The organism is Aliirhizobium wenxiniae (genome assembly GCF_014201355.1).
GTDB lineage: Bacteria > Pseudomonadota > Alphaproteobacteria > Rhizobiales > Rhizobiaceae > Neorhizobium > Neorhizobium wenxiniae.
Genome location: NZ_JACHEG010000006.1, coordinates 96,335 through 118,933, shown reverse-complemented (window position 1 = coordinate 118,933; position 22,599 = coordinate 96,335). Strand labels below are relative to the sequence as shown.

The window sequence follows — 22,599 nt, the reverse complement described above, 5'->3', positions numbered from 1 at the left end:
GTCAGCTGCAAATACGGTCAAGCCGCCCGCGTATGAAGAGCTTCTGCTACAACCGGGACGGTTAGCTTCTCAAAACTTGGTTTTGCCAGTACGTAACCCTGCACGAGAACGACGCCAAGATCATGCAATGCGGCCAGCTCGTCCACGGTCTCAACACCCTCGCAGATTGGCGTGATGGCAAGGTCGTCGAGCATGGCAAGCGTGTGCTTGACGATCGTCCGGCGGACCCGGTCAGTATCGATTGCTCGGATCAGGTCCATATCCAGTTTTACGATGTCGGGCTGAAAATGTGTCAGAAGCCCGAGTCCCGAATGGCCCGCCCCGAAATCGTCAATTGCGGTCTGGAAGCCCATGTCTCGATAGGTTCGGAGGATGTTCAAAACGTGTGTAGCGTCGAGCCGCTCGTCTTCGGTGAACTCGAAGATGATGCGGTCAACCGGAAACCCTGTTTTCATTGCGGTCGCGAGTGTCAACCGGATACAGGCACGGGGCTCGTAAACGGCGTTCGGCATAAAATTGATCGACAGCCTTACATCCGTCCCGCGGTCGTAGAGTTCGGATGCAAGCTGAATTGCTTTCACACGGCATTGTTGATCGAACGCGTAACGATTAGTATCGCTGACTTGAGCAAGCACAGAGCCTGCACCCTCGCCATTTGGTCCGCGCACAAGTGCCTCATGGGCGAAAACATCACCGCTCCGGATGTCGACGATCGGCTGGAACGCCATTGAGAACGGCAGTTCAAAATCTGCGCCATCACGGCAACCGTTGCATTTGAGAGGCATGATCGAGGGGTCTCCATTGAGAGGAGACACTAAACTGCATGCAATTAAGGTTTCGTTGCATCTCATGCACCTAATCGCGCGGAATTGGCGGCAATATATAGTTCTTGGTCGCTCCCGACAAACCGGATGCGGGTAGAGGTCTTATTGTATTGTAACTCTCCGGATAAGCCGGCGCGAGCGAGCTACTTCGCTGGTGCTGAACTCTGCGTTGATGGCAGTCTGCGGCAGGTCTAAGGGGCTTTCGAAACGTTGTGTCCGGTCTCTTCGAAGTTAGGGACAACATATCAACAAAAACAGCCCATTTGAGATTAAGGCACTGACCAACACTCTGGGTAGCTTCCACCGTGCGATCATGGAGGCGTTGTCGCAGCTATTCGCATCGCGCGCATAATGGCGGAATCGTCGAAGCCCTGCAGCGAGAGACGCCAATACCTTGGTGTCTCGCTGCAGGGCTTCAATGGGCAACCGTTTGAGATTACCGACGAGTACGGCAATGTCCTCGAAGGCATGCGCCTGAAATCCGTCATGCGGCTGAATAGGCAACTATGCTAGACGCTTGAGCTCAAACGGGCGGTAGCTATCATGCCGCAGTCGCCGATACATCGGGCCGGCGCCGGGGGGGGCGCGCTCTCCGGCTACGAACCGGCCGCATAATATCTTCTTTGATCGACCTCGCTACCATCTGGCCGAGTTCAGCGGCACTGGTTATCCCTTGTACAAATGGGCGTTTGTGAAGGAGGTATGATATAGCAGGTAGATAAAGCCGTCGGACCGGCTTAACCCCGGCAAGGAGAGGGCGACAATGATCGTCGACATCCACTCCACCCGTGCGTCGATAGTTGCCTTTTCGCGTTATCGTAAGAGCATCTGAGACAAAACCCCGCTCCTTAAGTGATGGAAAGGGCAGATCTTCAACGGACTGCGTTTTCTGGCCGGTTGCATCGATAAACGTGTCAAAGCGCAATATAATCTTATCGCTCTTCACCGCGGCGCCACGTTCAAGGCCTTCAGACGAGATCGCCGAATTATCGCCGAGTGCGACAATCCGCAATCTGTCCGCCTGATGGAGCGCGAGAAGGCGCTCAATCGAGAGGTGCGGGACGGTTGCATAGTCATCGGCGAAGATACTTTTGAAGGTTCTGTTGAATCGCGCGAGGTCATCCGCCGTGAGCGAACCGACGGCACTCTCTATGATTTCGTGGGTAATAAGAATCGCATAACGCCAAGCAACCGTGTGTTTCTTCGCATAGTTTCGCTTCGCTTCCGCCAGATTGATTGCCGCCCATTCGAAAGGATCATGCTGGTCGCGGACGCCGTAATAGGCATCTGCAAAGGTATCGACCGTGAGTGTGTCGAGGCGGATGAGCCTGGCGTAGTCTGGGTCCGCTAGTGCCAACTCGGCGCGAAAGAGGTCGAAGACGTCATCGAGCAAACCGCTGCTGCCGAGCGCAAGGCGGCTGGCTACCGCTTGCGCTGTGCATATTCTGGGCTGCTCATAAGGGATTGGGAAGTAAAAGTCGGCTTCCGGCAAAAGCCCCTTGCGTGACATCATCGTCGCCTGAAAGCTTTCATGGGCTTGGTCGATCACATAGCCGAGGCGTCCATCGGCTCGGCGCGTGAACATCCCAAACGATGCGGCAACGGTCACGACGGCATCAATCGCGCTGAGCGACGTTCCAAGGACGCCGACCTCGCCGCACGGAACCGTTCGCAACGCGGTTGCGGGCCATGGTGCCTCGAAAAATCCTTGCGAGGTTTCCGGCGCCGTCTGAAAGCTGTGGCCGGTCGCGACAATCACGTAGTCGAAGAGCTCAAGGCCCGTGTCGCTGGAGAGCCGAATGCCAAATCGTGCATCCGAAGGCACGATATCCACAACGGCGGCGCTCTCCCGGATCTCTATCTCGTGGTTTGCGCCCAAGCCACGTTTTAATATCATCTCGAACTGGGCTCGAAAATAGTCCCCCAGGACCACGCGAGGATAAAAGGCTCGTTCGGAGATTTGGTTGAGTCCGCTCTCGAACTGCGAGAGATATTTTTTTGGCTGCGCACCAAGCCACTCGACCAAGGTCATAGGCAGCTCGGGTATCTCAATGCTCGGGATGTTTGAAAGCATTGCAGGGTCATTAATACCCCGCTGATAAGGCGTTCCCTTACCGGCGATGTCCTCGGCTTCGAATACGATTATCTCTAGTGGGTGTTTGGAGGTGATCAGTTCCTGAAGGGCATACAAACCTGTCGGGCCTGCCCCGACGATAGCGACGCGTTTACGCATTGGGAGCTCCTGCAGCCCAGAACGCGCTGCTTGTCTCCTAAACGGTTTACCAACCTGTGTGTTCCCGATCTGTACGGTAACAGACAGAGGCGTTCGAGGCCCCACTGCGGGGCCTCGCACAATCTCGATAGCGTTCTTTCAGCGAGATTTTTTGTAGAGCTTTTCAGCAATCTCGAACATCTCTTCCGGTGCGTAATCCGGGGTGAAGGCCGAAGGCACGCCAACGAGCTGCTGCATCTTCCCGCCTTCGGGCATACCGTCGACAACCTCAAGCTCACCCGGAGGATCTCCTGGAAGCGCAACCTCGTCATTGCTCCAGATGCCGGCGATTTCTTTGTAGTCGTTCGGGCTCCACGTATAAAGGCGGCGATGTGATCCCTCGTCCAGGTACTTCTGGCACTCCGGTATGTTACCCAGCGGTATGTTCGGAGTGGGCAAGAACTTTTTCACATCGACGCCGGTGATCTTCTCCAGTGCGAGGGCATAGGCATGTGCATGCACGGAACCCCGGACGAGAAGATAGCCGCAAACTTCACGACCTGTTGGATCTGTCACCGTTTCATATACGCGCAACTTGTGCAGCCGGGCGCCGCATTCTAGATGGAAGTTGTGCAGCAAGTCGAGGACTACGTTTCCGGTCGTCGTGATGAAGTCGTTATTCCACGACTGGCCGTTGCTGTTGATCGGCATTGCTCCGCCGCCCCCAGACAGAAAACTCGCAGCGAGCCGAATGTCGGCCATATCCTTGAACGGGGCTCCGGAAATATCACCGCCGTCGCCTTCATCAGAGTCGGGAATGTCAGGGCCATTGTTGAGCATGGCGACACCATTGCTCACAAGTTCGACATGGCCAAGCTCTTCGGCAGTGATGCTGGCGACGAGGCTATAGAAAGGCTTCAGCTTCGATTTTGATCGGAAGTTGAAGGACTGAAACATGTAATTGCCCAGAGTCGACATCTCGCCGTATTTCCCCCCAAGGAGCTCTTGAAGGGCGGCTGCAGCATTGGGATCCGCAGCTTTTGGCGCGGGCAACTCCGCTTGGAGCTGGTCTACTCTCATGAACATGAGGGTTCCTTTCGATTGGAGACGTTGGCCCAACCGGAACTGGCATCCAAAGTTCCCAAAACAATCAGAGCGTCTAAAACCGTACGCTGACGATAGAGGGTAGCTAGGATTTCACGGAGGATGCTCCGTTAAGGGCACCGTTACAAAGGGCGGAGGCGTCGATCACCTTCGCTGATAGATGTCGCGGCCAAGATCAGGTCTCGAAAGGAAACGAGTGGCGTTCCTTAGTTGGCCAAGCTAGTAAATTCTCAGGGGGCTCAGATGCGAAAAGGCCACTCTGGTGAGTGGCCTTCAAATATGGCTATCTTCCTTGCCGTCCTTGTTCGAGATGATGCTGATGTGATCAGACGGTACGCCTGCATCATCAAGAGGATTCACGGCCTCACGGGCATATTCGTAGGGGTCGTAGAGACCTGTAATCGTGCGCACGGGTGATTCCTCGTACTCTTGTTTGTTTAGAAGCTGGCTTACTGAGCCGTCGTGATGTTACCCTGGAAGTCGAGGGGGACGTTGGCGTGCTTTCCATCCTTGCTGCCCATCGCGCGCCCGACACCCTGATCATCGCGCTTGAGACCCGATGCGTCGGTGTAACCGGCTTCCTCGATGCGAGTTTTCGCCAGAGCTTCAGTGAAGCTGTTCTTGCCAGCGACAGGCGCGCCGGGATTCTGCTCGCCCGATGTCGCCACTGCAGGTGTCGTCTGTGAGGTCTTAGGGCTTCAGTCTACCCGAACGCTGCGTTTGCGGAAAGAAAGGCGGCGGCAACGCCAAAAGCAGTCTTTTTCATAGTCTTACTCCCAAATCCTGCATCCTCTTCGAATGCAGCGAGAGGACATTTCAGATTGGGAATGGTTCCGCAGTTCTGATCTCGCGGATCCCATCTCAAGCATCGTGGCAGGGCGCGGATGAGTTTGCTCGAAACGACCGCTGCAACTGCTACGGAGCTGCAGTTCGAGTATCGTTGATGTCATTTTGAAATAGTGGGAGGGGAGCTACCATCGCTCGCGTGGACGGTAAGATGTTCCTTCCGCCGACCTGACCGATCCTTATTCTCAAACGGAGCGAGATGGCCACGGTGGCGTAACGGTACCCCGCTGATTATTGTTGGGAACCTTGGCTAAGCGCTCTCGTTCTGACCCGCGTAGTTGATGGCATCACAAGGGAGAGATCACGATGGCTACTGCCGAAAAGTCTGCCAAGACCGACAAAGCTTCGAAGACCGCCGCTGCGAAAATCGCGCGCGCCTCTGGAACGAAGAGCACCTCTGCAAACAGCGATACGCGCAAGAAGCGTGCCCAAGCGGTGGCGACCAAGTCCGCCGCTCGCAGAGCGACACGGGCCTCCACAAAGGACGACAAGAGCCTCTCTGACTTGTTCGAGCATGCCCTCGGCGATATCTACTATGCCGAGAAGAAAATCTATAAGTCTTTGCCAAAGATGATCAAGGCAGCCGACCAACCTGAGCTTGTCGAGGCTCTAACCTCGCATCGTGAAGAAACCGCCAGCCAGATCGAAAAACTTGAAGCGATTTTCGAGCTTCTCGGTAAACGCGCCAAAGCTGAAAAGTGCGACGCCATCGACGGCATCCTCGAAGAAAGCGAAAGCCTGCTTGAGGATTTTGGCTCAAGCGTCGCTGCGGACGCCGCGATCATCTTCAGCTGCCAGGCGATCGAACACTATGAAATCACACGTTACGGTTCGATGCGTGCTTTTGCCGACGCTCTTGGTATGGATGAAGCCAAGCAACTCATCGATGACATACTCGCGCAGGAAAAAGCTGCCGACGCCAATCTTACGGAACTCGCTGAGGATTCGGTTAACGCTGCCGCAGCCGAATACGACGACGAATAATCACGTTGCTTGACCAAATGGCTGGTCCCGCCGCAAGCGGACCAGCCATTTTCAGTCGATTCGATAGAAAGGAAGCCCTTCATCAATGCCGGGCGCTCGCCCGGCTTAGTTTGCTTCAACTATCACCGATAAGTCCTTAAAGACCTCAGTCGCAACAATCGTGGTTTCGTCGCGGCGGACGGCGGGTACTTAGCAGAGTCCACGTCGCAATCAAGCTGAGGCCGTTCCCAGATAGTGAAGCTGAGCTATGAGCGAGCAAGCGATATCAACGATTTTAAGCTTCGTCGTAAATAGACCAAATGGCACGACGTGCCCGAGCGAAGTCGCACGCAGCCTTGCGAACGACCAAAACTCGCCGCTTGAGTGGCGAGAATACATGCCAATTGTGCATGAATCAGTGGATATTCTCGTTGCGCAGCGAGAGATCATGCTGACATGGAAATCCGTTGTGATGAAAAAGCGAGAAGGCCCCTACCGAATAAGTGCGGTCGGAAAAATGGCTAAGTCGAAGGATTAGTTCGCTACCGCCTTCTGGTCGCCTCCTGCATGGCACCGTCAATAGGCCCGGGTCGGCCTCGGAGGCTGAAGATATTGATGTCGTCCTGAGGTCTTGATGACATCTGAACCGCTGTTACGCGGACTTACGCAGGCCTTCCCCACCTATTCTAAGTTAGGAGGTTGGTGCATCTTTCAGCCGCAAGCGCTATATCTGTTTAATATCGCAGTGCTTGAGACCACGATGCCACGCTATGATCGAGAATACTGAAACGACGATTTTGAAGTTGGTCGCAGGCCGGCCCGTTCGCACAACATGTCCGAGCGAAGTGGCGCGCAGTCTTGCGATGGATCACAACGCCCGCTCGAATGGCGGAAATTCATGCCGGTCGTCCATGAGGCGGTGGATGTCTTGATTGCGCGCAGAGAAATAACCCCTACATGGAAATCAGTCGTGATGAACGAGCGAGCGGGCCTTTACCGAATAACCGCTCGCATAGAGAAGGTCCGAGGCATGGATTGGCATAACCTTACCGCCTGCCGGCATAACAGTATGCGCAAGCCACCGCCCACCCCTTAGATGATCATGGCGCTCCGAAGTCGGCCGAACGCCCGTTCGCCCTCATGGCGACACCTTTCTGTCCGGCCATTACAGGCGTGTCACGCTTTTCCTTGAGCCAGTCTCCCGCGAGCGGTGGATCCACCAGTTGCGAAATTTTCCAATACCTCGCGATCTCTAGGAGCCTAGCGTCAAGAAAGTAAGCAAGCACTTCGCGACCATGGGTTGGTCACGAATGGTCGGATCCATGTAAATAAGTTTCGGCTCGATGAGCATGCGTGAAGAGCCATATGGTCATCCAGCGTCAGGGAGCCTCGTCGTGGCACGGTTGATGTAACCGACCAGGGCATGGGCGGCTGAGAAGGACTTTACTGTTTCCTCTACCAGGCTGGTCGACATCAACATTTCGTTCGAAACGCTGCGACATGCGCCGGAATTCTTTAGATTGAGAAGATCGAGAGCGTCATGGTTTTTGAGATATCCTTTGGCACTTACATCATGTCCGCCGTTCAGACCGTTCGGGAAATATTTCTGAAAGAGCGGTCCTTCAACGATACCTCGCCACTTGCCGGTCTGGCTTGCGATCGTTTGCTTCGAGATGCGAGCGAGGCGTGGTGGCGGCATCAGCGCGCCGCCTCCACAATAAGAACAGTCGGGCGAAATCTGCATAAAGTAGGTCGCGGCAGCGTTTTTCGATAGTGAAACTCGCAAACCGATGAACCCTACACCCTTTGAGATCGGCAGTCTGGCAATACATTTTCGGGCGCCTCGTTCGCGTCCGCCGTACGACCGTCTACCATTTTATTCGGGCGGAAGAACTGAACAAAAACAGTGAATTGTCGATTGCTGATCTTCACACCAGCATTCACGTGGGAACCAAACAATAGAAGCATCGTTTTCGGGTTATCGCTACGGCTTCCCCCTCGTCTAGCGGTTCAAACTAGACCCCGCTGCGCGCTCCCTCCCCGTAAACGCAGCGGGGTTTTCTTTTGTCAAATTTTGCTCGGAACAAATTGCTAAAAGTCGTGGTTTCTCAGTCAGCCGACGCCTTTCGCATGGACGTCGGCTGTCCTCTGTACTGCTCCCCTCACCGGCTGATCCCGGTGGGGGTTGCCGTAGCTGGAACACAAAAGACATAGCGATACAGCATGGCATACAGTCGATTACGCATCCTCATCATGTCTCTTGGTCCACGCGCGTTCAAAAGCTTGCCCGAGGGCGTCGATTTGAAGACCGCGATCCAAGCGAAGAACGAAGGTCTGGTCAAAACGGACGGTGAATTTTCTGCCATCTCGAAATATCGCCTGACGGCAGCGGGCAACGCTAAAAAGAGCCTGTATGGCGGGATCAAGCGGAACTAAGCTGACTTCCGATCGGTTTCCCTGCTGTAAAGGAGACGATATGCCATACCTCGCGAGCCGCCATTCACCTGAAGCTCAACGGCCGCCAAAGCCTGTCACCAGCTATCGGAGGCTTGTCTTGGCGATTATGTCTGTCGTATTCGCGGTTGGCGTCCTGAGCGTATGCGTTGTATCCGTCACAACAGCTTGACGATCCTCTACCGATTATCTGGCAGCAGTTCGATTTGTTTCGTGCTTTCGAGGTAGAACAGTGCGTTGAGGATTCGGTCTTGTCTGTAGCGTAATCCGATCAATGGGACGCCGATGTCAAACCTGTGAGGGGCTGGTCTGTTTTGAATTCAGCAAGCCTGGTTGCTCAAGGAGTGCGTCTGTCGGTTCCATGTTGGTAAGCCGCATCGAGTGACTACGTTCCTTATATGTTCCCTCATCGCAACCGGTCAATTTAGTGAAATTGGATCACCTGTAAGCTATTGCAACTTCTCGCATCTTTTCGCTGCCTCACCGTCTCTGCTAGGTTATGGCGAAAATGGGAACGACAGATGTATTTCACGGCATTTGAAGCGCTGGAACCACGAGATCTTACCACACTGAAGACCGTGCTCGAAGAACTGCGCTTGGATCGCGGCATCATCGCGCCTGATCCAGGCTTGGACGAACTGGCACGCGATTTGGTCAATCTGTGGCTGGCGGGTTTTCGCGGCTCTTGCGAACTGAAGGCTATGATGAAGCCGATCGACTTACATCTTTGTCAGTGACGAATTCGGGACTTGAGCCGGGCATTCATCAGAAGCTCTTGCTTCGTAGCGAACATCCCGAAAAGCTTGGTGAGACGTAGCTGCTCATCGCTGGTTAATTTGTATTTCAGCGCAAAATCCTTGATCGTCATTACCTGTTGAGCGCCTTCGACCTTCAATTCATTCGTATCAATATGCTTTGACAATTAACCACTCCCGCGTTCGCGTGAGGAACGCGACGCAGGCAGTAGGGTTGCCGTACGCTATCGTACGGACTTCTCACCCCTTTGACGAAATCGCCTTCGAAAGGTGGGTGCGGTACCAAATCGGATGTATGTCTCGGATAAGCGATGTTTCCGCTGCGAAAGAGCGGTGTCGTCCACATCCGGTATGACCTTCACGTATACCCAGATCTCAAGGCAGTTGGCCATTCCATCAGCCAGTGAGGTGTAAGCAACGCGCGGCGCTCTAATCTTATTCCGAAAAGCTCCTCGTAAGTAATTGCGAAGGCGGCGATGGAGCACCCTCGCCTTTCCGACGTAGACCGCCTCGTTCCTGAGACTTGATCCACAGCGCTTTATGCGGCTTGCAATCCACGATCCGCTACGAGCGAAGACAGAGAACTGGTTTTCCGTTAGCGTGGAGGTTGTCATTCGTCAGATAAATACCCGATACTGAATCAGATCAACATTCTCCTCATTATCGGTCTTCTCGCACTCGTACTAATATTGGGCTGCGGCTGGTATCTCAACCGGTCATGGGATGCCGCGACGATCGAAACGCTGAAGGCTGAAAAGCTCGCCTGACTGATGCCGTCGAACCGAACGAAAAACCATTGCCCAAATGATTATCGATGTCAAAACTCTTGCTGCATCCAACCAAAAGCCATTACGCAGCTTTATGGCGACTGCGATGGAGCAGGCCGCAAGTTGGAACGCGATCGGCGCTCTCAGAATGGCTACGAACAGGTGACCTTAAGCTTTGACCATTGGCACGAACTGCCATGTCGCTCCGTCAACCGCTGTCGCGGTAAGGTACTGCGGTAGTCGCGATAACTGAGCAGTAATCGCTTCCAGCCCTGCCACGCTGCTTAGGAACGCGATCAGGTCAGGTGCTTCAGTCTCGGCAGCATCGATACAAAACCCGTGGATCACTCCAAGCTCAACAGTCTCGCGGGGAGTGATCTCACGCATACTTACTACAACTGCCTTCACCAATTCTTCAAAGCGTTCCATGCTCTTTGACCTGAGCCCCATCGTCCCTCCAGTTTTCAGGAGAGTCTTGGGTTTTCAATCTGGCCCTATGCGGCCTGTTTTTCCATAGCGGTTTTCACTGCGAATTCACTGGGTGTGATATTGCCCAATGAAGAGTTTGGTCTGTTTCGATTATAGTCTTCCCTCCATGCTGTGATTTCGGCTCTGGCCTGCGTCAGTGACGAGAACAGTGTTTCGTTGAGGCATTCGTCACGGAAGCTGCCGTTGAAACTTTCGACGAAGCCATTCTGCATCGGTTTGCCCGGTGCGATATAATGCCATTCGACGTGAGTGCTTTGGCACCATTCCAAAACGGCCATGCTGGTCATCTCCGTGCCATTATCGGAGACAATCGTTCGCGGCTTGCCTCGTTGGGCGATTACGGCATCGAGTTCCCGTGCAAGTCGCCTGCCTGAGAGCGACGTGTCGGCGACCAGCGCCAGGCATTCGCGGGTGAAGTCGTCGACGACGGCCAGGACCCGAAAGCGACGACCATCTGTGAAGGCATCGCTGACGAAATCCAAGCTCCATCGCTCGTTGGCACGAGACGGCAGCGCCAGAGGGCATCTCGTCCCCAAAGCCCGTTTGCGTCCGCCACGTTTGCGCACAGTCAGCTTCTCTTCGCGATAGAGACGCCGTAGTTTCTTCAGGTTCATGATGATGCCCTGCCGACCCAGCATGACGTGAATGCGCCGATAGCCGAAACGACGACGTTCGGACGCCACCAGCTTCATCGCCTCACGGATATCAGCGTCATCCGGTCGAATGCTACGATATCGCACACCCGACCGATCAACGGACAAAACCTTACACGCCCGACGCTGGCTCACCCCATGTTGTTTGCAAACATGAGCCACAGCGTCCCGCTTCACATCGGGCGTCACCACTTTTTTGAAGCAACATCTTTCAGAATGGCGTTGTCCAGCATGGTCTCGGCCAGCAGCTTCTTCAGCTTGGCGTTCTCGTCTTCCAAAGCCTTCAGCTTGCGGGCATCGGACACCTCCATGCCGCCGAACTTCGCCTTGTATTTGTAGAACGTCGCCTCGGATATCCCGTGCTTGCGGCAGACATCGACCGTCCGCATGCCGCTCTCCTGCTCTTTCAATATCCCGATGATCTGCTCGTCCGTGAACCGTGAATGCTTCATTCCGTCCGTCTCCTTGATACGACGGACTCTACCAAAATCTGGAGGAAGTTCAGGGTCTCAGGTCATCTTCTCCAACCGGTAGGAGCGCACTCCACCACGAATGTTTACTTTAGGCAATGGAAAGAAAATAGTCCTTGCGTACAGGAACATAAACGTCGCGCAACGGTTTGTTCATCGTGCATTCATGTTCAAGGATACGACAGATGTTTCTGAGCACCCTTCAGCCTTCCTCCACATTCGAATTCTCCCGTGACCATGGTATCTCCATGGAAAAAACCGCGATCGAAACCGAATTGAGCTATCTCGCCAATTTCAATGGTAAGGATTTGTCGGTCGATGTGACAGGCGACTATATCGTGCTCGAAGGCGTAGTCCATTCGGTGGGCGACCACGCTCGTGCTCTTCGGGTAGCTCGCGAAATCGTCGGTTATGACCGCGTCCTGTCCCGGATTATCGTGGTCGGCGAAACTGACGCGTGATCAAAGTCCACCTGAATAAACGAAAGCCCGCCATTGAGCGGGCTTTTCTCGTTTCAAGCTCCCGTTCGATGATCAGCCTATATGGCTTGAGAAACAGCTGCATGCGGCGCTACGCTCTCAAGAAGACGCCGGTATGAGCATAATGGCCCATTCCGGCTCTTGTTAGGATTCGAACCTTCAACCATTCCATAAGATCCTAAGCCGTTTGAGCTGAGCGGTTGGTTAGAGATACCAGCGATGATGTCTTTTGGGGTTCCGTATACAAAGGGCCAGCTCGATTATTCTCATGTCTCTGTAAACCACGAACGTTACTGGACGCTGCTCTTCTATCTGCTTGCGAAGTCTAGCCTTCAGATAGGCTGAGATGGACACCAATCGGTCACTGGAAATCTCTTTATTTTGAGCAAGGCGCTCTGCTAACTCATTCATGAGCCACACCTTCACATCGACCCGGAAGTTTAAGCAGAGTCGAACAAGACAGAGCAATCAAGGCAGAATTTCCAGCTCAGTTAATTTCCTCTTAGTTACGTCCAAAAGCGGCGTACGCGTTGGGCCGGCACTGGACCGTCTCGGTCCGTCCGGTTCCCCAGCTAAAGGTTTGTTCTATCGGTCTCTAGGAAGGTTCCTCGGCCCGCTGCAATCCCAAAGTCGCAGCGGGGCTTTCAAAGCCACGCGATGCAGTCGCTCGTGGTAGCGATTTGACATGTGCCGCCCAGGCCATCTAGCATGGCTTTCAGTAGGGTGGGCGCAGGCGCTACGGGGAGCTCATTCGGCTGCTGCTTCGTTCACTAAGGCAGCGAAGGCAAGAACATCGAATTTTCATGAAGAAATTTCTTGAAGAGCAAATCGCTATCTATCAAGGTGGGATCGCTGAAATACAGAGCCGCCGGCCCGATCTCACAGCCGAGGATATTCACCCCACGGGTGACGATGAAGATGCACGGAGCTTGATCGCATATCGCGCTTCTGTTCGAACCTTGCAGAGTGTGCACGAGAGACTACGGCATGCGGAGGCAGTGGCGACAAATAGCGATCCGGGAGAAACACGATCACTCGCAAACGAGCCGCCAACAAGTGGTCGGCAATGAGCGAGTACATCACCGATAATATCGATATATATACGGAGGCGATGGACGCAGCTGCGATGCTCCAAGCAAACTCTGTTTGCGGAATGTATCGGGGTATCGGCTGGCGCATCTGGTTCTGGCGGACCACTCACGCTGGCTCCGTTCACTAGTTGTCACGGAGCGGGTGGCTGTGTCCCCCAGAACAACGCGTCTTCGTCAACGAACTCTTCAGGGGGCCTGCCGTCCTCCAAGTACTCCAGCCAGTAGCTCGCCGCGACCTCGGCATACTCGCCGGGGTTTCGCCCGAATGGAAGCTTTCCGGTCTGGAAGAAATTTGTGACGACTGCCTGCACGAAACGCCGATGAAATTCTTCTTCTGACATCCGCGGTAATATACCGCTCAACCTGCCGAAAATCGAGGCTCCACTTCAGGCCAATGTGGTCGATCATGACCCTTCTGGGATGGCAGCTCTGTGAATCTCTGCCTTCCAAATTTCGAAAAAGGAAGCGGCTCCCGTTGCAAAGGGTCCATGGAGATCGCCGCCGCTGGTTTGCAAACGGTGACGGGAGTTAAGCGGTGTCAGGGCGGCGTCTAGGAGCCATCGACCTGTGCTTCGTGGCTAGCTTCTCCCAACTGGTCGATGGGATAAACTATGCCAGAGAAAAATAGCGGCATCGAATTCTCGTTCTGGAAACAGCGTCCCATAGCAACCGACCAGCGATACGCACCTGAGGCGTCCATCAGCCGGTGCTCTGCGTGATATGATTGGCCGTCGAGGATAGCTTGTTTAATCAGACGCTTGGTTTCAGCTCGATCTTCTTCATGTACGCGAGCAAAATAGGATTCGAATGGAAGGCCTCTAACGGTCTGCCTGGGATCGAGCCCAAATAGCGAGGCGACCAAGGTATCTCCAAAAATGAGGTTGCTCTCCACAACCCATGTGAAAATACCGGCTTCAGTGGGCCCCAAAAAATCTTCCGCGTGTTGTTGGTTTTCCCGCTCTACCAAATTCACGAACTTCCTCCTGGCAGCGCCGCTTCCTCTTCCGACCACCTGTCCTGCAGCTGGGCGCGATAGCGCACATTACTATCTGAGGTAGGCCGGCTGGAAGAAATGCAAGTAGTCTCACGCTAATCGTTTAAAAAATGTCTCGCCCTACTATTTAACTGACAATTTGTCATAATACGCGATTAAGAGTAGTAATTCTGTCTCGAACATACAAAAGACCTGATAACCGGCCCGGATGCACGCCAACAAGACTTGCGCATGAAATGCTGAAAGGTATCGAAATGGATGAGACTATTGCGGCCCGTTTAGAGCGGTGGAAAAACGACCTAAATCTGGTGCCATCACCCGACGAAGATCGGGCTCCGTCCTCTGCATTATCTCGCCATATCAGTCGAGTCCGCGAAGCAAAACGTCAGGCTCGAGTTGGGCACCGTAAGACTTGCGCAGCAGATAGCTCTGACGAGAGTAACCGGTAGTCGTTGAATTTCCGGCTGACGTCCAGGCACTCGGTGACGATTGTCCCCGGAACAACGCGTCTTCGTCAGCGAATTCTTCAGGCAAGCCAGCAATCGATCTCGCCACCGTGGGGAAATGGAGTTCGGCGAAACGATCCGGCTCATCCGGGAAGAAGTGATGCAAACCGGCGCTTTCATCAACCGAAGCCGAAAGCTGATTTGAAACTAGATTTGAGCGAAGGCCAAGATAGGGGGGTCGAACGGGTTCGAACCCCCACCCCGGGCCGGTGGTGATCTTAGGCCGTGCGCAGCAGCCACCTCGCAAACGCTGTGGCGAGCGTGAGCGCTGCAACAGTTAGTCTCTTCGCCTGTAAGCGCATTTCTCTTCCTCCGTTTTTTGACTGAATAGGTCGCCCCGGCCGCAGGCCGGAGCGGACCGCTCACGCAATTGCTGGCTCCCGCGCTTGCGGCGTTGGCTTGGCGGGCAGTTGGACGCATCCGATCGCCACCAGCGTGGTCTTAACCGCCTCATCGAGCGGCGTGCGCGGCTCGGAACCGATCGCCGCTTCGAGCTTCGTATTGACGAGGCGGATAGGGTACGCCCAGAGATATTTCATCTCGTACAATTCCCTCATCAACGGCACCAACGGCGCGGCAATTCGCATCAGCCACCAGGGCATAGGCTTGACGGGCACAATGGGTGAGCCAAGCGTACGGCGGATGGCGTCGGTCATACGTGTGCCGTCGGCATCCCATTGCCCGTCCATGTGGAAGGTCGCGAAGTCTGCGAGACCGTCCTGTTCGAGGAGCCGGACCATCGTCTCAGCAACGTCGGGGATATAGGCCCATTGGTGAGCAACACCGCGTTTGCCGGGATAAGTAATCGTGTTCGGACGGGCGCCGGGTTTGATGAGCCCCTGGCTGAACCAGTTATTCGCGGCCCCCGGGCCGAAGAAATCGCCGGCGCGCACGATCAGCACCTTGGCCGCGCTGTTCCGGGTCGCCTGCTGCAGCCGGCGCTCCATCTCCACACGAATCTGCCCTTTCCGAGTGAGAGCGTTTTGCGGTGCGTCCTCGGTGATCTCGGGAAAGGCGTCGGGGCCGTAATTATAGACCGTGCCCGGCAGGAGGATCCGCGCACCGTTTGCCTTTGCCGCCGCGATCGTGTTTTCCAGCATTGGCAGGACCAGCTTTTCCCAATCCCGATAGCTAGGCGGGTTGACGGCGTGTACGATCAGCGACGCGCCTTGTGCAGCAGTCAGAACGTCGCTCGCGACAAGTGCGTCTCCTTTGATCCAATCCAGACCACCATTCTTTGCCCGCTCGGGCTTGCGATTAAGCGCGCGCACCTGCCAGCCAAAGGCGGAAAGGCGCGCGGCGACTTCGCCGCCGATGCCGCCTGTCGCACCCAGAACCAATGCAATCTTCTGTTCCATCTCGATCTCCATCGTTTGATATGGAGATCATCGAGTGAATCCAGCTCTAATGAAATTGCCGAAATTTCTGCATATGCTATACGGATATATATGAACTCAGATCCTAGCTGGGACCTCTATAGAACCTTTCATGCCGTGCTACGAGATGGGTCGCTGTCGGGCGCGGCGCGAGCGCTTGGATTGACGCAGCCAAGCGTCGCGCGTCACATCGATGCGCTGGAGCATGCTCTCGGAACGACACTCTTCGTCCGCACCCAGCGCGGTCTGTCGCCGACCGACGCCGCGTTGGAGCTACAGCCGCTCGCGGAATCATTGGCCTCCGTGTCGGCGGCACTTCTCCGCATGGCCGAGGGGCGCACCGGTGAAGTCAGCGGCACGGTGCGCATCAGCGCGAGCGAAGTCGTGGGCATCGAACATCTGCCCTCGATTCTGACGCGGTTACGTGAACACTACCCCTCAATCGTGATCGAACTATCACTCTCGAATTCCGTGGATGACCTCCTCCAGCGCAAGGCGGATATCGCGATCCGAATGGTTCAACCTGAACAACAGGCCTTGGTTGCGAAAAGGATCGGCGTGATCCCAATCGGTTTGCATGCGCATCGCCGATACCTGGAGCGCCGGGGCGTGCCCAACAGCATGGAGGCGCTGGCGGGCCATGACCTGATTGGTTTCGATACTGAGACGCCCGCGATCCGGGAGATCGCGCAGCGCTACCCCGGTCTTAGCCGAAGCGCCTTCGCGTTGCGCGTCGATAGTGACGTCGCGCAGCTAGCGGCGATCCGCGCGGGCTTTGGGATCGGCATCTGCCAAGTGCCCATCGCCGCCGCGGATCCTGATCTGGTGCGGGTGCTTCCTGACGGGTTTAACGTCGACCTGGAAACCTGGGTCGTCATGCACGAGGATCTGCGTGGTAGCGCATGTTGCCGTATCGTGTTTGACGTGCTCGCCGAGGAGCTGAAGAAAATATCGCTTTCCTAAGGAAGTTACCCATAGGTGTGAAGTTGTGTGAGGTGCTGCTGCTGGATGAAGCACCTCACTCGAAGAACTCCGGCGAAAGGCGGGCTTCCAAAGCACGGCCCCGTTCAGTCCCCTAGTCGCCAGCCACGTGATGTCAGGGCGGTGGGCCGGCGGTGGATCTAATCACCTCGGGGTCGGTGATCCGTGCTTTGCCGTCAACGTCACCAAACCTATCGTTGAATATGTTTGAAATACGCCTCGGTCCTAGCTCGACGATATACGCCGGCAATGTCGTAGGAGCTATTAACGCGAACTTTTTGGTCACGCGGTGCTGGCCGCGAAAAACAGTCAGAGCCCCACTCGCGCAGCATCTTCAATATTCCAGCCGAATAGCCAAACTTCTGCTTTCTGAAGCCAGCAATTTCTCTCCTGAGGACAGCTCGCTTTTTCAACGTAAGGGGCGACAGGGTTTCAGCTTGCCGAGAGACCCAGTACCCGAGCGTTCACTCCTCGCTGCTGCCAGTCGAATATGGTCCCAATGTCAAAGTTCATCGCCGATCCTCATGATCGTTATGGAGTTTCCCGCCTAAACACCGCGTCTTCTGCGGATCAAGGCTTGCGTGAAGCTTACCTGAGATCACAGCAAGCCTCAGATCATATTGCTGGCTCAGACCGTACGGTTGCGTACAATCCGCCATTAACCGGCCTCTAACCAGTTTGCTTGCCGACGTTTTAACAACTGCTGTTTTACGGAGCTGTCAAATACAGATGGCGTGCCCCCAGAATGACAATGCAGCTGCAATCCCAGTTTGTTCTAAGATGGATTCTTCCGGCCTGTGCCTCTCTTCTGCTGTGCGGTTTGCTTTTTCTGAGCCTGAGCTGGGCAGCAGCGCGCAGCGACGAAGTCGCAGTGTCAAGGCAACGCGATCTCGTCACACTGACCGTTGCGAAACTCAAGGCAGGCATTGCTCATGACCAGGAGAGCGCTACTGTCTGGGATGACGCCGTCAAGAACACGCAAATCGGAAACCTTGAATGGATTGAAACCAACCTTGGTTCGTGGATGCACAGTTATTTCGGCCACGATGCGGCGCTTGTCCTGACGTCCGACCTTACGACTTTGTATCGATTTACGGCAGACGCAGATTATTCCCCTTCACCTGACGACCTTCGGAATGCGTATCTGCCGCTTGCAGAGGCACTACGTGCACGGCTCATTGCAGAAGACACTGGAGGCACGAATGGCCGGATCCTCTCGATCGGCGAGGCCGATCTCTCCTACGTTGGTTTTCGGCCGGCAATCGTCAGTGTTAAGCCTATCGTGTCCGACACGGGCGACATCAACCAGGTCCCGGGACAAGAGATGCTCCACATTGCTGTCCGCTATCTCGACGGCGATTTGCCTGCTGAGATAGGAAAGGAATACGAATTTACGGAGCTCGAGTTCACCGCAAATGAACCACAAGATCGGACAATCGCTTTCGTACCTTTGAAAGCAAAAGGCGGCAGAACATTCGGTTACTTCCGGTGGAAGCCATTCCGGCCTGGGCATCATGTGTTTGCGGCGACCACCCCTGCGCTGCTGCTCGCGTTTGTCGCATTATTCGCTGGCGGAAGCCTTGCTGGCGGAGCCATCTGGCGCCGGTCGGAGCGATTGGCCGCAAGCCGTGCCGAGTTAAAGCATCAAGCTTCTCACGACGGGCTCACAGGACTTGCAAACCGTGCCCACTTTGGTGAGCAACTTGATCGACGGCTGGCTGACGTTCCAGAGGCCGATCTTAGCTGCGTGTTGTTCGTCGATCTCGATCGCTTCAAGGCCGTCAACGACACATTTGGCCATCCTGTCGGCGATAAGCTGATTGGCTTGGCCGCAGCTCGCATGCGTGAACTGCTGCCGGAAGCTCTGATCGCGAGAATTGGCGGTGACGAGTTCACAATCCTGCTGCAGGCAGACGACGCGCAAAATGCAGCGACTCTGGCAGACGAGCTCGTGCACTCCCTGAAGACGCCCTTTGAGATCGGAACGGCCCATATCGCAATAGGAGCAAGCGTGGGCGTAGCCTGCGCAAGCGGGCCGTGCGACCCGTTGGAGCTGACCCGCCAAGCCGATATCGCGCTGTATCACGCCAAAGCTGCGGGCCGAAACAACTACGCGATATTCGGCGAGCACATGGACGAATTGCTGCGCAATCGCAGAAGGCTGGAGAATGACCTCAGGTCGGCCGTCTCGACTCGCAGCCAGCTAGAGGTTTTCTACCAACCCGTTTTCTCTACGAGCGGCGGGACCCTCTGCTCGCTGGAGGCGCTCGCTCGGTGGAAGCACCCTACTCTCGGTTATATCAGTCCCGACCAGTTCATCCCTCTTGCTGAGGAGATCGGTCTGATCGGCGAAATCGGTGCATTTGTTCTCGACGACGCGTGCAAGACGATGATTGCACTTCCAGACATCACGATCGCAGTCAACTCCTCCGCGGTCGAGCTTGGCTCAACTGACTACGCGCGCCGCGTTCTAACCACTCTCAATAAGTGGCGCATTAGCCCCGAGAGGCTCGAAATCGAGATGACGGAAACGGCAGCCACAGATAATGCTGGCGACCTCGAAAGAACGATTGCAAAGTTGCGGACAGCGGGTGTTCGGTTCGCGATCGACGACTTCGGGACCGGCTACTCTTCCTTCTCCCGGGTTCAAAAGATTGAGGTTGATCGTGTAAAGATCGACAAGTCATTCATCGACGAAATGGATCGCAGCGATAGCCGAGCGCTTGTCATAGCCATGATCGATATGGCGCGTGCAAAAGGACTTAAAATAACTGCGGAAGGCGTCGAAACGGCTGAACAGCGTGCAGCTCTGGAAAGCCTCGGCTGTGACGATCTTCAAGGCTTTCTACTGTCGCGGCCTCTGCCCCGTGACGCGGCCGTCGCCTTCGCCTCTCGAGCAAGGTTGGGCGCGACCGAAACGAAATCCGGGCGCGCCTAAGACCGATTAAGCTGCGTAAGCAAGGTCGGCATTCTCGTAGAAAAGGTCTTTCAGAACGCCGAGAATGAGAATGACGGAAGGCGAAGAGCAATGATAGTGAAGCGTCCGCGCCTCACGCCGGACAGTCACAAGTTTGCCATCACGCAGCTTCGTGAGATGCTGCGATAATGCGGACTGGCTCAACCCGACCTGGGTTGCCAAAGAGCGGACGTCCCATTATCGCTTTGCAATCAAACCTAGGACTTGGATTCTTTTCTCGTTGCCCAAGAGAGAAAGAAGCGGTGATGCCGGGGGCGGCCTGAAACGCGAAGGTGCGTGTCATTAAATGTCTCTGATCTGATCATTGGCGCTTACTGATTCGAGCGCGGAGACGAGTTGTCTGATATTAGTTATATGTAAATAACACTGGGTAGCTTTTTGGCTTCACTGGCTGGACTGCATGTATGAACCGCTGCAGGACAATTTAAGCGCCGTAGGGCATTGCGACATAACTACGCTGCGCCCTGGCCGGCGCGGATCCTCGGCGCTCGTTCGGATATAACAAGGCAGATTATCGCCGTGGGCGCTCAATCAAGCTGCAGTCCCTTAAACGTAAGCACGCTACCTGTGATATGTCCATTTCAAGCTCGCAAAAAGCCTTGTAACACTTGCAAAGAACATACTGCGGAGCGCTCAATGTCAGCCTTACTCAAATAAACGGGGAACTTCCATCACCCGCAGGTGTTGGCGGAGCAGGCGATGACTTGGCAGTGCCTGCCCAACGTAGCGCTAGCGAGATCAAACCATCGTCTTTTTTGCAACAACCGCAGGAGAAGGCAATGCGCGCACTCGTTTGGCACGGCAAGGAAGACATCCGCTGCGACACCGTAACGGATCCCGAAATCGAACATCCCCGTGATGCGATCATCAAAGTCACGAGCTGCGCGATATGCGGCTCTGACCTTCATCTCTTCCATAATTTCATTCCGGCGATGAAGCCTGGCGACATCATGGGACACGAGATGATGGGCGAGGTGGTCGAAACCGGCTCTGAGATGAACGGCAGCCTCAAGAAAGGCGATCGCATTGTTGTTCCGTTCACTATTAACTGCGGTGACTGTGATCAATGCAAGCGCGGCAACTTCTCAGTTTGCGAGAGGACCAACCGCAACAAGGAAATGGCCGACAAAGCTTTCGGCCATACCACGGCGGGCCTGTTTGGCTATACGCACCTGACCGGAGGTTATCCCGGTGGTCAGGCTGAGTACCTCAGAGTGCCCTTTGCCGACAAGACCCACATCAAGGTACCGGACAGTCTGACGGACGAGCAGGTCCTATTCCTCGGCGATATCTTCCCGACGGGTTGGCAGGCGGCCGCACAGTGCGATATCGAGCCGACCGATACGGTGGTCGTCTGGGGCTGTGGTCCGGTCGGCCAGATGACGATCCGCAGTGCCGTGCTTCTGGGAGCCAAGCAGGTAGTTGCTATCGACTGCATTCCGGAACGTCTTTCGATGGCTGAAGCCGGCGGCGCGATCACCATTAACTTTGAGCACGAAAGCGTTGTCGAGCGGCTCAACGAGTTGACGGATGGCAAGGGACCGGAAAAATGCATTGATGCGGTAGGATTGGAAAGCCACGTCTCGATGGGTCAGCCGGATACGTTGCTGGACCGCGCCAAGCAGGTGGTCATGCTCGAGAGTGACCGGCCGCATGTTTTGCGTGAGATGATCTATGTCTGCAGGCCCGGTGGGATCATCTCAATCCCCGGGGTTTATGGCGGGCTCGTCGATAAGATCCCGATGGGGCCGGCCATGAACAAGAGCCTCACCTTCCGAATGGGGCAAACCCATGTGCGCCGCTGGACAGACGATCTTCTGCGCCGCATCGAGGAGGGCCAGATCGACCCGTCATTCGTGATCACCCATACCGTTGGGCTCGAAGAAGGACCCGAGATGTACAAGGTGTTTCGCGACAAGAAGGACAGCTGTATCAAAGTGGTGCTGAAACCATAAGGAGGTTCTGACATGGCGTTTCCCAGCAACATGACCAGATCGGAGCGCGATCCAAAGGTTCTTCGGTCAGGGCCGAGCTCGCTCAGTTCCTCAGATCGTCTAGCGCGAAATCTCGGTTGGTTCAGCATCGATCTCGGGATTGTCGAGTTCATTGCCGCCGAAAAAGTCACAGGGGCGCTCGGCATGCGCGGCAAGGAGAATCTTGTTCGTGCCTATGGAATACGGGAGATCGCCTCCGGGGTCATGACGCTGTCGGTCGACAAGCGAGCCGGGCTCAACAGCAGGATCGCCGGTGACGCGCTTGATATTGCCACGCTGGCGACGGCCATACGGCCCGAAAATCCGAAGCGCGACAATGCTGTCCTGGCTATGCTTATGGTTGCTGGGGTCACGCTCCTCGATTTTGTCGCCACAGGTGCACACACGGTCCGCCATATTCGCCACAGTGGTGAGCGACGTAGCTACAGTGACCGGAGCGGCTTTGCCGAAGGCGTCGAAGCATCCCGGGCCACCGCCCGCAAAAAGCTCGGGGACTTGCGGACGTCCTCGGTAAATGAGGGCCCTCCTACCAAGAAGACCAGTGGCGCCGATAGTGTCTGAGAGCCGACGGCAGGTGGCGCCTGCCCCTGGCCATCCCTAGGCTTGGCGGCAATGTCTTCGCCAAGCCGGTTAAATCCGCGAGGCGCAGCCTTGATGGCAGCCT

At 55.3% G+C, this 22,599-nt stretch carries 20 protein-coding genes and 1 pseudogene; 9 read left to right on the top strand and 12 right to left on the bottom strand.

Annotation, left to right across the window (positions count from 1 at the left end):
• Positions 1-17: 17 nt before the first annotated feature.
• The 5 genes and pseudogenes from HNQ72_RS21855 to HNQ72_RS21835 all read right to left on the bottom strand — a co-directional run.
• The gene (locus HNQ72_RS21855) at positions 18-785 is read right to left on the bottom strand and encodes an EAL domain-containing protein (RefSeq protein ID WP_183995664.1); all 768 of its coding nucleotides are present in this window, start codon (positions 783-785) and stop codon (positions 18-20) included.
• Between the two features lie 580 nt (positions 786-1,365).
• On the bottom strand, positions 1,366-3,057 hold the full coding sequence (locus HNQ72_RS21850; RefSeq protein ID WP_183995269.1) for an FAD/NAD(P)-binding protein: 1,692 nt from the start codon (positions 3,055-3,057) through the stop codon (positions 1,366-1,368).
• A 138-nt stretch (positions 3,058-3,195) separates the two neighbouring features.
• Positions 3,196-4,122, bottom strand: a complete 927-nt coding sequence (locus tag HNQ72_RS21845; protein ID WP_183995267.1) for a manganese catalase family protein — start codon at positions 4,120-4,122, stop codon at positions 3,196-3,198.
• A 291-nt stretch (positions 4,123-4,413) separates the two neighbouring features.
• Positions 4,414-4,551, bottom strand: coding sequence for a general stress protein (locus tag HNQ72_RS21840; RefSeq protein ID WP_183995266.1), 138 nt, complete (start codon positions 4,549-4,551; stop codon positions 4,414-4,416).
• Positions 4,552-4,589: 38 nt separating this feature from the next.
• A pseudogene (locus HNQ72_RS21835) lies at positions 4,590-4,820 on the bottom strand (PepSY domain-containing protein); the annotation flags it as partial.
• 472 nt (positions 4,821-5,292) lie between these two features.
• On the opposite strand from HNQ72_RS21835, the gene HNQ72_RS21830 reads away from it, so the two are divergent.
• Entirely contained in the window at positions 5,293-5,970 is a 678-nt protein-coding gene (locus HNQ72_RS21830; protein ID WP_183995264.1) for a YciE/YciF ferroxidase family protein, read from the top strand.
• A 247-nt stretch (positions 5,971-6,217) separates the two neighbouring features.
• Positions 6,218-6,487 carry a DUF3253 domain-containing protein gene (locus HNQ72_RS31315; protein ID WP_183995262.1) on the top strand — a complete coding sequence of 90 codons (270 nt, stop codon included), beginning with the start codon at positions 6,218-6,220 and terminating at the stop codon, positions 6,485-6,487.
• An 831-nt stretch (positions 6,488-7,318) separates the two neighbouring features.
• Here HNQ72_RS31315 and HNQ72_RS21820 read toward each other — a convergent pair.
• A complete protein-coding gene (locus tag HNQ72_RS21820; protein WP_280518279.1) occupies positions 7,319-7,735 on the bottom strand; it encodes a DUF2461 family protein in 417 nt (138 codons plus the stop codon).
• 437 nt (positions 7,736-8,172) lie between these two features.
• Between HNQ72_RS21820 and HNQ72_RS21815 the strand changes: the two genes are divergently transcribed.
• Both HNQ72_RS21815 and HNQ72_RS21810 read left to right on the top strand, forming a co-directional pair.
• The gene (locus tag HNQ72_RS21815) at positions 8,173-8,385 is read left to right on the top strand and encodes a hypothetical protein (protein WP_183995258.1); all 213 of its coding nucleotides are present in this window, start codon (positions 8,173-8,175) and stop codon (positions 8,383-8,385) included.
• Between the two features lie 539 nt (positions 8,386-8,924).
• Positions 8,925-9,140 (top strand): hypothetical protein, encoded by a 216-nt coding sequence (locus HNQ72_RS21810; RefSeq protein ID WP_183995256.1) that lies wholly within the window; start codon positions 8,925-8,927, stop codon positions 9,138-9,140.
• Here the strand turns inward: HNQ72_RS21810 and HNQ72_RS21805 are convergent.
• From HNQ72_RS21805 to HNQ72_RS21795, 3 genes are all read right to left on the bottom strand, one after another.
• Positions 9,134-9,325 carry a hypothetical protein gene (locus HNQ72_RS21805; RefSeq protein ID WP_183995254.1) on the bottom strand — a complete coding sequence of 64 codons (192 nt, stop codon included), beginning with the start codon at positions 9,323-9,325 and terminating at the stop codon, positions 9,134-9,136. The genes HNQ72_RS21810 and HNQ72_RS21805 overlap by 7 nt on opposite strands.
• Before the next feature lie 768 nt (positions 9,326-10,093).
• The gene (locus HNQ72_RS21800; RefSeq protein ID WP_183995252.1) at positions 10,094-10,354 is read right to left on the bottom strand and encodes a hypothetical protein; all 261 of its coding nucleotides are present in this window, start codon (positions 10,352-10,354) and stop codon (positions 10,094-10,096) included.
• A 65-nt stretch (positions 10,355-10,419) separates the two neighbouring features.
• Positions 10,420-11,519, bottom strand: a protein-coding gene (locus HNQ72_RS21795; RefSeq protein WP_183995250.1) for an IS3 family transposase whose coding sequence is annotated in 2 segments (ribosomal slippage) — positions 10,420-11,267 and positions 11,267-11,519 — 1,101 coding nt in all. Because the reading frame shifts where the segments join, the coding sequence is not laid out codon by codon here.
• A 203-nt stretch (positions 11,520-11,722) separates the two neighbouring features.
• On the opposite strand from HNQ72_RS21795, the gene HNQ72_RS21790 reads away from it, so the two are divergent.
• Positions 11,723-11,998, top strand: coding sequence for a BON domain-containing protein (locus HNQ72_RS21790; protein WP_183995248.1), 276 nt, complete (start codon positions 11,723-11,725; stop codon positions 11,996-11,998).
• Between the two features lie 1,659 nt (positions 11,999-13,657).
• Here the strand turns inward: HNQ72_RS21790 and HNQ72_RS21785 are convergent.
• Positions 13,658-14,080 (bottom strand): PAS domain-containing protein, encoded by a 423-nt coding sequence (locus HNQ72_RS21785; protein WP_183995246.1) that lies wholly within the window; start codon positions 14,078-14,080, stop codon positions 13,658-13,660.
• 889 nt (positions 14,081-14,969) lie between these two features.
• Positions 14,970-15,977 carry an SDR family oxidoreductase gene (locus HNQ72_RS21780; RefSeq protein WP_210319681.1) on the bottom strand — a complete coding sequence of 336 codons (1,008 nt, stop codon included), beginning with the start codon at positions 15,975-15,977 and terminating at the stop codon, positions 14,970-14,972.
• 78 nt (positions 15,978-16,055) lie between these two features.
• Between HNQ72_RS21780 and HNQ72_RS21775 the strand changes: the two genes are divergently transcribed.
• Together HNQ72_RS21775 and HNQ72_RS21770 are read left to right on the top strand one after the other, a co-directional pair.
• Positions 16,056-16,946, top strand: a complete 891-nt coding sequence (locus HNQ72_RS21775) for a LysR family transcriptional regulator (protein WP_183995242.1) — start codon at positions 16,056-16,058, stop codon at positions 16,944-16,946.
• A 769-nt stretch (positions 16,947-17,715) separates the two neighbouring features.
• Positions 17,716-19,902: a putative bifunctional diguanylate cyclase/phosphodiesterase gene (locus HNQ72_RS21770; RefSeq protein ID WP_343061560.1), complete on the top strand. Its 2,187-nt coding sequence runs from the start codon at positions 17,716-17,718 to the stop codon at positions 19,900-19,902.
• 6 nt (positions 19,903-19,908) lie between these two features.
• Here HNQ72_RS21770 and HNQ72_RS21765 read toward each other — a convergent pair whose 3' ends face one another.
• Positions 19,909-20,103 (bottom strand): ArsR family transcriptional regulator, encoded by a 195-nt coding sequence (locus HNQ72_RS21765; protein ID WP_280518280.1) that lies wholly within the window; start codon positions 20,101-20,103, stop codon positions 19,909-19,911.
• 617 nt (positions 20,104-20,720) lie between these two features.
• Between HNQ72_RS21765 and HNQ72_RS21760 the strand changes: the two genes are divergently transcribed.
• Together HNQ72_RS21760 and HNQ72_RS21755 are read left to right on the top strand one after the other, a co-directional pair.
• The gene (locus HNQ72_RS21760; RefSeq protein WP_183995662.1) at positions 20,721-21,896 is read left to right on the top strand and encodes a zinc-dependent alcohol dehydrogenase; all 1,176 of its coding nucleotides are present in this window, start codon (positions 20,721-20,723) and stop codon (positions 21,894-21,896) included.
• Between the two features lie 12 nt (positions 21,897-21,908).
• Complete coding sequence (locus tag HNQ72_RS21755; protein ID WP_183995238.1) at positions 21,909-22,496, top strand: hypothetical protein; 588 nt, start codon at positions 21,909-21,911, stop codon at positions 22,494-22,496.
• Positions 22,497-22,599: the final 103 nt, after the last annotated feature.

Bases quoted from the DNA above. Each gene is read 5' to 3' on its own strand.
- HNQ72_RS21855 (WP_183995664.1), bottom strand. From the start codon at position 785: ATGCCTCTCAAATGCAACGGTTGCCGTGATGGCGCAGATTTTGAACTG.
- HNQ72_RS21830 (WP_183995264.1), top strand. From the start codon at position 5,293: ATGGCTACTGCCGAAAAGTCTGCCAAGACCGACAAAGCTTCGAAGACC.
- HNQ72_RS21775 (WP_183995242.1), top strand. From the start codon at position 16,056: ATGAACTCAGATCCTAGCTGGGACCTCTATAGAACCTTTCATGCCGTG.
- HNQ72_RS21845 (WP_183995267.1), bottom strand. From the start codon at position 4,122: ATGTTCATGAGAGTAGACCAGCTCCAAGCGGAGTTGCCCGCGCCAAAA.
- HNQ72_RS21800 (WP_183995252.1), bottom strand. From the start codon at position 10,354: ATGGAACGCTTTGAAGAATTGGTGAAGGCAGTTGTAGTAAGTATGCGT.
- HNQ72_RS21760 (WP_183995662.1), top strand. From the start codon at position 20,721: ATGCGCGCACTCGTTTGGCACGGCAAGGAAGACATCCGCTGCGACACC.
- HNQ72_RS21755 (WP_183995238.1), top strand. From the start codon at position 21,909: ATGGCGTTTCCCAGCAACATGACCAGATCGGAGCGCGATCCAAAGGTT.
- HNQ72_RS21850 (WP_183995269.1), bottom strand. From the start codon at position 3,057: ATGCGTAAACGCGTCGCTATCGTCGGGGCAGGCCCGACAGGTTTGTAT.
- HNQ72_RS31315 (WP_183995262.1), top strand. From the start codon at position 6,218: ATGAGCGAGCAAGCGATATCAACGATTTTAAGCTTCGTCGTAAATAGA.
- HNQ72_RS21770 (WP_343061560.1), top strand. From the start codon at position 17,716: ATGCAGCTGCAATCCCAGTTTGTTCTAAGATGGATTCTTCCGGCCTGT.
- HNQ72_RS21780 (WP_210319681.1), bottom strand. From the start codon at position 15,977: ATGGAGATCGAGATGGAACAGAAGATTGCATTGGTTCTGGGTGCGACA.
- HNQ72_RS21815 (WP_183995258.1), top strand. From the start codon at position 8,173: ATGGCATACAGTCGATTACGCATCCTCATCATGTCTCTTGGTCCACGC.
- HNQ72_RS21790 (WP_183995248.1), top strand. From the start codon at position 11,723: ATGTTTCTGAGCACCCTTCAGCCTTCCTCCACATTCGAATTCTCCCGT.
- HNQ72_RS21810 (WP_183995256.1), top strand. From the start codon at position 8,925: ATGTATTTCACGGCATTTGAAGCGCTGGAACCACGAGATCTTACCACA.